Here is an 8,718-nt window from a genome sequence, read left to right as displayed (position 1 = left end):
TTCAATACTTCCGGCAAAACGTGGATCTTCGACCGCCGGATTACTTGATTGAATCAATTGCCCCATTTCATTTTCCAATGATTGTCTTTCCTTTAGCAGGTTATTCAATTCCAGGTTTTGAGATGCAATTTCATCCAAAGTCAGTTGAACGTCATTCAAAGAATTTCTTCCGGCCGCTCCGTTTGCGTCGGAATTGGCCGGGTTAACGAGTTTTTTCCAGCTTTTTGCCATTGTTTTGTGAATCGGGTTAAAGGTTAAACGTCTTTTTTATTAGGAATTTTCTTCCACGATAGTTGCAACTTCCTGTTCGGTCATCAATTCTCTCAATCGCGTTTCAAACATAGCCGGAGCAGGAACCGATACCAATTTGGTGCGCATTTCGGAGCTTCCGCTGGCTTCGTATTGGTATTTCTGTGAATAACTTGCGTTAACAGAAGCTGCAACAACACCAAACGGTGACCAGGCAGCAGCCTTCACAGAAGATCCCACATTGATTTCCTGTTGTGTACTCATGGAAATAGCCAGTCTGAGTTCGATGTAAGTTTCTACAAACTGATAGAAAGTAGGAGTGAAGCCAAGAGCAAGTAAACTAACTCCCGGATCACCTGCTCTGAGTTTGATCATTGAAGTTTCATCAGGAACGAGGTTTTCATTTTCATCCAGTTTAAATCCAGCCATTAGCTGAGCAATTTTGATGGAAACCCGGTCTAGTGCATATTGTGCTTCAGCAATCCCGACACCAAGCGTTCGGACCAATTCCGGAAACGGGGCGTTTAATAGTTCTCTTCCAACTTGAATCATATGTTTAGTGGTTAAGGGTTAATAGAGCAGCTGCCGTAAAAGCAGCTGCCCGGGATTTAAAATTAAACTTCAGGATTCCTTACGGAGTTGTAGTCGCCGGAGCATCACTCTTGAACTCTTCATCCATCATGCGTTGAACGCGGTCAAGCAAAGCCGGAGGTGTTGGAATCGGAACCATTTTGGTTCTCAGCAAACTGGATCCTTCTGCAGAGTAGCTGTACTTCTGAGAGTAGTTTGCATTCACCTGGGAAGTTTGCACGTTGGCTCCGGATTTCAATCTTCGGAAGAGTCCCAAACGACCTCTGGTTGTTTTGTTGCTTGTTTCAACGGCATTGCTGTAAGATCCGTCTTGTGTGTACTTGATGGAAATTTTCACTTCGATGATCGTGTCTACGAATTGGTAGAATGTAGGCGTGAAACCGCACTCCAACATCGAAATTCTGCGAGGAAGTTCCAAAACTGTCGTCGTATCCGAAGCCGATGTGGAAGTGATAATCAAATCGCCATAGGCAACCTGGCGGGCAGGTTCTGTTCCTTCGCTTACGAAGAAAACGCCCATGTGATCGATGAATTTACCCGCAGCAAGAGCAGTTACTCCTGGTTCAAAAGTAGCAGGAGTGGCAATTTTAGCAGGAGTGAAGCCGGATGCCAGTAACGAACGGATTTCCGCTTTTTGCTGGATGTTCGTTGTGCTGTTATGACGAGCAATCGCCTCGCCTTTTGTGATTTTCTCCGTTCCGAAGTAAACGCGGCTGTCTTCAAAAGTGACATTTCCGGCGTCATCCGTAATGGTGCGTAAACCGCCCATCATTTCAGCTACTTCGATAGAGTTCTGATCGAGAACAATTTGCGCTTCTGCAATTGCAAAAGCCATTTGGCGAATCATGTCGCCCATTGGCACGTCAAGAAGTTCCTGACCAATGCGTGGTTTGGTGTTTTCAAACATACGTTGTTGTTTTTGTGATTATTAAATTGGTTAAGCTGTTGTGTCTTCTTCCGCACTGAGATTGCGCAGGAAGGCGACTAAATTTTCAGGTGGAGGCAGAGAAACCATGCGCGCAGCAATACTCGAAGAAGCCGAAGCCGATTGATCGAATTTGCGGGCATAACCTGCACTGATGCTGGCTGAAAACATTTTTGTTTCTACCGAAGCCGAACCTGAAACGTCCACAGCAATGGATTCTGATAAGGAGAATTCCATTTTTGCTTCGAAACTTGCCTCTGTAAAGGTGTAGAAGCTGGGAACAAATCCTAAATTGAGTAAACTCATTTGATTCCCGCCGATGTCTACCTTCTCGGAAGCCAGCTTTTTAAGCATATCGATGGAATTGCTGTCCAATGCTGCTTGAGCGGTTGCTATTGAAAGCCCCATGTTTTCAATCATTGTTGAAAGCGGGGAGTTCGTCAGCGTGTTTGTGATGGTTCCGATTACTGACATAACTTAAGAATTGAAAGTGATTACTCCGTTGGCGTATTGACGAAAACGTTTTGAAGGAATACCACAAATCCTTGAGGAGCAGGAACCGAAACCAATCGTGCGGACATAGAAGCATTTCCTTCCATGGACATTTCAAACTGACGCGACATTCTGAAATCTACGCTCGCTCCAAGGGCAAATGTGTTATCCTGCGATTTTTTGCTGGTGCTGTCGCTCAGAATAGATTGCTCATTTTTGGTTTTCGATGAAAGGAAACTGTCAGAACTTTCTGTTCCTTCGCTGCTGCTTTCTTCGTTGCTGTCAACAGCAATTTCTTCTGATTGATTGGTAAACATCGAGAATTTCACGATGGCCTCATCATCAAGCAGGTAGTGAAACTCCTGAGCCGTTATTTCGAAAGAATGGTTCGTAGCCTGCGTTTTAGCCGAAGCAAATAATTGATCGAAATCAGAATTTGTTACGGACAAACTGGTGGAACCATATTGCACATTCAAGACATTAAATTCAGATACTGAATTGTCATCCGCATAGACGAATTTGTTGGCACTGGTAGCTGTTTTGGCAGGCGTTGCGTTCTTCGTTACATTTCCTTCAACAAAAATGATGTAATCAGCATCCAGTTTGATGCCGGCATAACGTTTCAGTAAATCACTTCCTCCTGGTCCGTTTGTTACGGCATCAATTTCAACATTTACAAGACCATTGTCTCCGAAGATATGATCGCGAACCTTTTCAGCACGTCTTTTTGCAAGACTTTTGTTTGCCGGACTGTCTCCTCCTTTCGGATCAGTCATTCCTGTAATCACAATGCCGGCATCCGGATTACTGTTCTGTACCAATCGCAGGATTTGGTGAATCAGCTGATGCTTGTTGTGGTTTTTATTTGTGAACGAACTGCCTCCTGAAAAGGGGTGTGTTAACGGATTTACATCCTGGCTTCGTTTCAGATCCGTGTTGTAAGTGATCTCGTCACTGTTAAAGCCGAAATAGATCGTACTGGAGATTTCATCCCAGGTACTTCCGTTATAGAAATGTAAATTCCCTGTTTTACTCAAACCGTAAATCTGACCTCCGGACACAGATAATGCACTGGTCAAACTTGCATTGAATGTACTTGCAAGCGGAAAACTGGTTGTTGGTCCGGAAGAACCTCCTCCGTCTACATCAATGGTTCCGCCGGCTGCCTGATCCTGGATTTTCAGAACCCCGATTCCACTTGTGATGTAATGCAATGCCGGTTCAATACGTAAATATCCGCCGTCCATCCATACATCCACACCACGACTTTGATTGCTGGTCAGTTTTCTGGATTGGATTTCATCGTAAACCTGTTCAACAGAAGCCTTCTCAATAATGTCGTGTTTGAATTTCTCAATACGACTTCTTGCCTGAAGCTCTTCGTTTTGTTTAACAAGCTTGTTGTTTATTTTAATTGCTTTTTTCTCTTTGGCGCGGAAACTCACCTGTCTGGAGGTTTTGTATTCCTCACTTGTTTCCGAGTAGTTGTCTTTACTCAGGAAATTATGAGAATCTTCGGAGTATCCTTTTTTGTTGGCGAGTTCGATATCCAGTCCGAATCCGAATTCCAATGATTCTTTCAAGGCCATTTTGAGGTTGATGCTGGCGCTGATGTCTGCATATTGGAATGCGTAAAAGACCGGAGCGAATCCCAATTCCAACAAAGAAACACCGTTGATCTGGGTTTGAGCCAGTTTGATAGCCTGGGCTATCGAGTTGTCATCTAGTTTCTGTTGAGCTTCGGCAATTCCCAGAGCAAGGTTTTTAAAGATGTCGCTGACATCAACCTGCTGCAGGATGGAAGCTCCATCACTGAATTTGGTTAAATCACTCATAGATTATTTGTTTTTAGTGTTTCGCACAAAGCGTGCAGACAATCATGCTTGTCGTCCTACGAAATGATCAGGCGTGAATGGTAGGTCCCGGTCTTTCCCGGGATGAATAATGGTGCTCGTCTATCATTTGTGGAGGCAATCAAACTGCCCGCACACTTGTGTGAAACGTGGTTAGAACGGATTGATCATTTCCGGCAGGTTAACTGCTATTTTTTCGTTGACATTTTCCTTACGAACCGTAAAATAATGATGTCGGTTTTGTAGGTCGCGCACTTGCTTTGGGGTAAGTGTGTAACCTCTTCGAAGCCAGTTTAAGAGCTCTCGACTTAAGGGCAAGGGCAATTTGTCTGCTTCTTTGAGGGCTGCGTCCAGCGCCTCAATTGCTTCTGATTTTTCATCCAGGTAAACGTGCTGGATTCCTTTCCGTTCCCAGAGCGATGCCAGGTACTTTCTGAACCACTCGTCTGATCGTTCGGCTCTTTGGGGAGTCAGGAAGTCGATGCTTTTATCACAGAACGTGATCACTTCTTCGTGTGCTTCCATGAATTCCAGTGTTTCCATTGCGCACAAACTGTAATGACGCAGGAATACTTCCGAATTTTCCACGGTTTGACACATACGCATGGCTTCTTTGTAGTGACGCAATGCTTCCTTGTAATCTCCTTTTAAGGCCAGAACTTTTCCGTTTTCAGCGATTTGAAGGTGGAGGTTAGGTTTTTTCTCATTCATGGCTCCTTAGTATTCGTATTCAACTTCACATCCGATGTATTCCAGTTGTTTTTCAAGGAATCTGCTCAAAATGCTTTCAAGTGCAAGCGGAGCTTTCCAAACGGCGGAAGAAGTGTCGAGTGTCACATCTTTATAAAATCGGTTCAGGATTTCCCGGGTTTTTCCTGAGTCGGTGATGTTACTGACAGAAATAGAATACTTTCCAAAAGGAATCTGTTCTTCGGAACATTGCAGGCCGGCTTGCTTATACAAGACCAATTTTTCCTGAAGCGTTGCATAGTTGACAGATTCGTCGAGCAGAACGGGAAGATTCGCGTGAATTTCTTCCAGAACTTCCTGCGGCATGCCGATTTCGCGAACCAGGAAGTCTGTTTGAGCAGCATTCGCAAGATCAAAATGCTCAAGGAGAATCCGGAATCTGGAATAGCTTTGATTGTAAATCTTCATTTCATGCTGGGAACGGTGGCGGTTTAAAAACTGATTCAATTGGTCGTAGTTTAGGTTGCGGACCCATCGGGTTTCTTCTGCCGGAACGGTTATTTCCAGGCTTTTGATGAGATTGATCAGTTTCAGGCGGTCGTTTTCGGCTTTTGCAGTAAATTCAATGGTGTATAAATCCAGCTTCGGGTTGCTGGCGATGACTTCCGCATCGATTCTTTTTTGCAGACTTTCTGCAGTTGCCATTGAAACGCCTCCTAAAACCACGCTTGGTTCGTTGAGCAAAAGTTGAAGTGATTCACTTTCGTTGCAGCCCAGGAATTCAGACAGCTGTTTGTTAACGGTGCTCAGTTTCACCGGATCATTGATGTATACGGCAAGATCGAGAGGATCTGTCGGCGTTGGCGCTTTTTCATCGGTATTTTGTACCAGAACTTCCAGCCCAAGTTCTGTTAAAAGACGCGATGCTTTTTCTGCCAATGCTTCTTCTGCGTGATCCAAAAATACAGCGGGTGCATTGTAAAGGATTTTAAACAGAAGTTCCTGATTAATCTCAAAAGCTTCAGAAATAGCTTTGATGACATGAGGCGTTGCCGTACCAACGGAAAGGATGATAATTCGTTTCACGATTCGATTTATAATGGTTAATATGTGAGGTTTTTCTGAGCAGTTCCCTTTCGAACTTGCTACCCTACAAAGATACTAAATCTTATTCGATAAAACAAGTAATTTTAAGAAAATATTGATTAAAAATTAATCTTTTCACTGTTTTCATCAGTAAAATCAATAGTTTTTGATTTGGAAAATAATTCTTTATTTTGATTAAAAAATAATCAATTTGAAAATGAGTGCTTTGAGAAAAGAGAAAAAAAGGGCAGCTTCGTTAAAGAAACTGCCCGGTGATTTTTGTGATGAAAGAAAACGATTATCGGAACAACTGAACGAACTTTTGTCCTTCCAATTGTTCTCCCAGGATTCCGGTCACTTTGTATTGATAGAAATAAACTCCTTCCGAAGCCGGATCACCATTTGGCATCGTTCCGTTCCATTGAAAATGAACATCGGAAGATTTGAACATCAGATTTCCCCAACGATTCGTAACGGTTACTTCCAAAGTTGCCACATTGGAACTTGCAAACTCGAAGAAATCGTTGTTGTGATCACCGTTCGGAGTGAAAATATTCGGGAACTCGATGATCATCGGCATCGCCGGTTCAATCACCGTGATTGTTACATAAGCTGTGTCCGAACAACCGTTTTGCGAAGCAATCAGCATCACGACATATTGACCGATGCTGTCATACGTTTGAGTTTGACCATTGGTATTCGTCGTATTCAGCTGCAGCCCGTTTCCGAAGTCCCAGAAATACGTATTCGCATGCTGGCTTCCGTTCGTCAGGTTAACAACCAATGGAGCAGTTCCGCTTGATGGATTAGCATGGACAACTGCTATCGGAGGTGCGATTAAGCTTACCGGAGCGCTTGTTCCCGTACAACCGTTTGCGTCCGTAACGGTTACCGTAATCGGTGAAGATGAGGTTGTTTGAATCGTTTGCTGGTTTCCGCCAATGTTCCAGGAATAACTTACGTACGGTCCGCCGGCGCTCAAAGTAGCCTGGTTTCCTTCGCAATACCACAAATTTCCGGTAATAACTGGAACTGGACTTGGACTTACAACCAGCGTCACATTTGAAATACTGTCGCAACCTCCGGATGAATTGAAGGTTTGCGAATAAACTCCCGCAGTTGTTTGAGGCGTGCCATGAATGGAAATACTTTGTCCCTGGCAAACCGAAACCGTTGAATTGGTCACAATTTGAGAAACTTCGGTGACATTTACAGCAGAACTCGTTCCCGTACAACCATTATTATCAACAACAGTAACGGTGATTCCGTTTTGAGCTGTTGTCGTAATTGTTTGAGTAGAAGCTCCGGTAGTCCACGAATATGAAGCGTACGGTCCACCGGCGCTTAAAGTGGTCTGACCTCCGGTGCAATAGCTTAGATTTCCTGAAATTGCAGGTGTTGGCAAACTGTTCACTGTAACGGTGTGCGTTTCAGAATCCGGGCAAGTTCCGTTTGTCGTGTATTGAACGGTATAAGTTGTTCCTCCTGCACCATTCGAAATAGCACCTGTTGAAGCGTTGATTGTGGCTCCGTCAGTCGGAACAGGGTTGAACGCAAATGTTCCTCCCGGAGTAACGATTCCTGTAGCACTGTTTGGAGAACCCTGACAGTAATTCGTCAATGTAAAGGATGCATCATCAATGCTTCCGGGACCGGTAAGTGTCGCAAATTCTACAGCCGGACAACCGGAACCGCCGGAAGTAACAACTGCAAAATTGTTGATTGCAACAGAAGGATCAGTTCCCACACCGTCATCATTATTGACCCATCGGATAGCAAGACGGAGATTCGGAATGTTTTCACATGCGGCCGGAAGAGCCGTTGAATAAGCAGACCACAATCCCTGCGGAGAACAGGCTCCCGTTCCGGAAAATAAAGCTCCGCCTAATTGTGTCCAGCCTGAACCGGTATTGTACCAAACGGTCGCCTGATCGTTCGGAGCATCTCCCTGAGCGATGTAGTCAAATTGTAAGGTCAGATTGGATTGTCCGGTAGTGTTGATCGCCGGACTTTCAGCTTGTCTGTTGGTTTGCGGACAGAATAATAGTCCGCACAATCCGCCGGCATCGTAAGCGGCACCGCCATTCGGGTTGAAAACGCTTGTAATGTGAAGTGTAGCGTCTCCGTTTCCGGCAACTCCACAACCTCCGGGTGCAACACCACCTTCATCGTCGTCTACTTCGAAGTAGTTCGGATCAGCTCCTTCCGCACCTGTTGAGGTATTTAAGTTCCAGTTACTTGCTCCGTTTTCGAAATCTTCGGAGAACAATTGAGTGCTTGAACCGTTTACATCCGTGACATGAAGTGAATACGTTCCGCCGCATAAATTACTGATTGTTGCAGCGTTCGTTCCGATCGGATTGTTGGAAGCATCGTACCATTGATAGGTGTATGGCGGATTTCCTCCCGATACCGTTGCCGTAATCGAACCGTTACAGCCTGCACCACACGTTGGATTCACCACCTGCATATTGTCGATACTTGGTCCTCCGATACTTCCTACAGATTGGTTTCCGGTACTTTGGCAGCCGGAATTATCGGTTACAATGATCGCATAAGATCCTGCGGTAAGCCCGGAGAATGTTGCGGAACTTTGAGAAGCTCCGCCATTGATACTGTACGTATAAGTTGGAGTTCCACCGTTTGGAGTAATCGTAATTTCTCCGTCAGCACTTCCACAGTTTTCTGGTGTTGCAGCTGAAGTGAACGTAAAACTGGTTGCTGTCACCGTTTGGGTCGAAGATGCCGGGCAGGTTCCGTTGGTGGTGTATTGAACCGTGTAGGTTGTTCCGGCGGTTGCATTTGAAATAGCACCTGTTGAAGCATTGATGG

The 8,718-nt window shown here is 44.7% G+C and carries 8 protein-coding genes; all 8 read right to left on the bottom strand.

The features are described from left to right. Positions 1-231: hypothetical protein (locus Q1V93_RS10320; protein ID WP_300664402.1), on the bottom strand; the 231-nt coding region annotated here is incomplete at its 3' end. 39 nt (positions 232-270) lie between these two features. Then, complete coding sequence (locus Q1V93_RS10315; protein ID WP_300664400.1) at positions 271-801, bottom strand: hypothetical protein; 531 nt, start codon at positions 799-801, stop codon at positions 271-273. A gap of 79 nt (positions 802-880) precedes the next feature. Further along, positions 881-1,747, bottom strand: a complete 867-nt coding sequence (locus Q1V93_RS10310) for a hypothetical protein (protein ID WP_300664398.1) — start codon at positions 1,745-1,747, stop codon at positions 881-883. A 30-nt stretch (positions 1,748-1,777) separates the two neighbouring features. After that, entirely contained in the window at positions 1,778-2,239 is a 462-nt protein-coding gene (locus Q1V93_RS10305) for a hypothetical protein (protein ID WP_300664396.1), read from the bottom strand. 20 nt (positions 2,240-2,259) lie between these two features. Continuing rightward, a complete protein-coding gene (locus Q1V93_RS10300) occupies positions 2,260-4,092 on the bottom strand; it encodes a hypothetical protein (RefSeq protein WP_300664394.1) in 1,833 nt (610 codons plus the stop codon). Between the two features lie 171 nt (positions 4,093-4,263). Beyond that, positions 4,264-4,821, bottom strand: coding sequence for a hypothetical protein (locus Q1V93_RS10295; RefSeq protein ID WP_300664392.1), 558 nt, complete (start codon positions 4,819-4,821; stop codon positions 4,264-4,266). 6 nt (positions 4,822-4,827) lie between these two features. Next, positions 4,828-5,886 carry a hypothetical protein gene (locus Q1V93_RS10290; protein ID WP_300664390.1) on the bottom strand — a complete coding sequence of 353 codons (1,059 nt, stop codon included), beginning with the start codon at positions 5,884-5,886 and terminating at the stop codon, positions 4,828-4,830. A 298-nt stretch (positions 5,887-6,184) separates the two neighbouring features. Continuing rightward, on the bottom strand, positions 6,185-8,718 hold a 2,534-nt coding region (locus tag Q1V93_RS10285), incomplete at its 5' end, for a gliding motility-associated C-terminal domain-containing protein (protein WP_300664388.1).

This window comes from Fluviicola sp., assembly GCF_030151805.1.
Taxonomy (GTDB): Bacteria; Bacteroidota; Bacteroidia; order Flavobacteriales_D; family Crocinitomicaceae; genus Fluviicola.
This window is presented reverse-complemented; position numbering and strand designations above follow the sequence as displayed.

Bases quoted from the DNA above. Each gene is read 5' to 3' on its own strand.
- Q1V93_RS10315 (WP_300664400.1), bottom strand. From the start codon at position 801: ATGATTCAAGTTGGAAGAGAACTATTAAACGCCCCGTTTCCGGAATTG.
- Q1V93_RS10310 (WP_300664398.1), bottom strand. From the start codon at position 1,747: ATGTTTGAAAACACCAAACCACGCATTGGTCAGGAACTTCTTGACGTG.
- Q1V93_RS10305 (WP_300664396.1), bottom strand. From the start codon at position 2,239: ATGTCAGTAATCGGAACCATCACAAACACGCTGACGAACTCCCCGCTT.
- Q1V93_RS10300 (WP_300664394.1), bottom strand. From the start codon at position 4,092: ATGAGTGATTTAACCAAATTCAGTGATGGAGCTTCCATCCTGCAGCAG.
- Q1V93_RS10295 (WP_300664392.1), bottom strand. From the start codon at position 4,821: ATGAATGAGAAAAAACCTAACCTCCACCTTCAAATCGCTGAAAACGGA.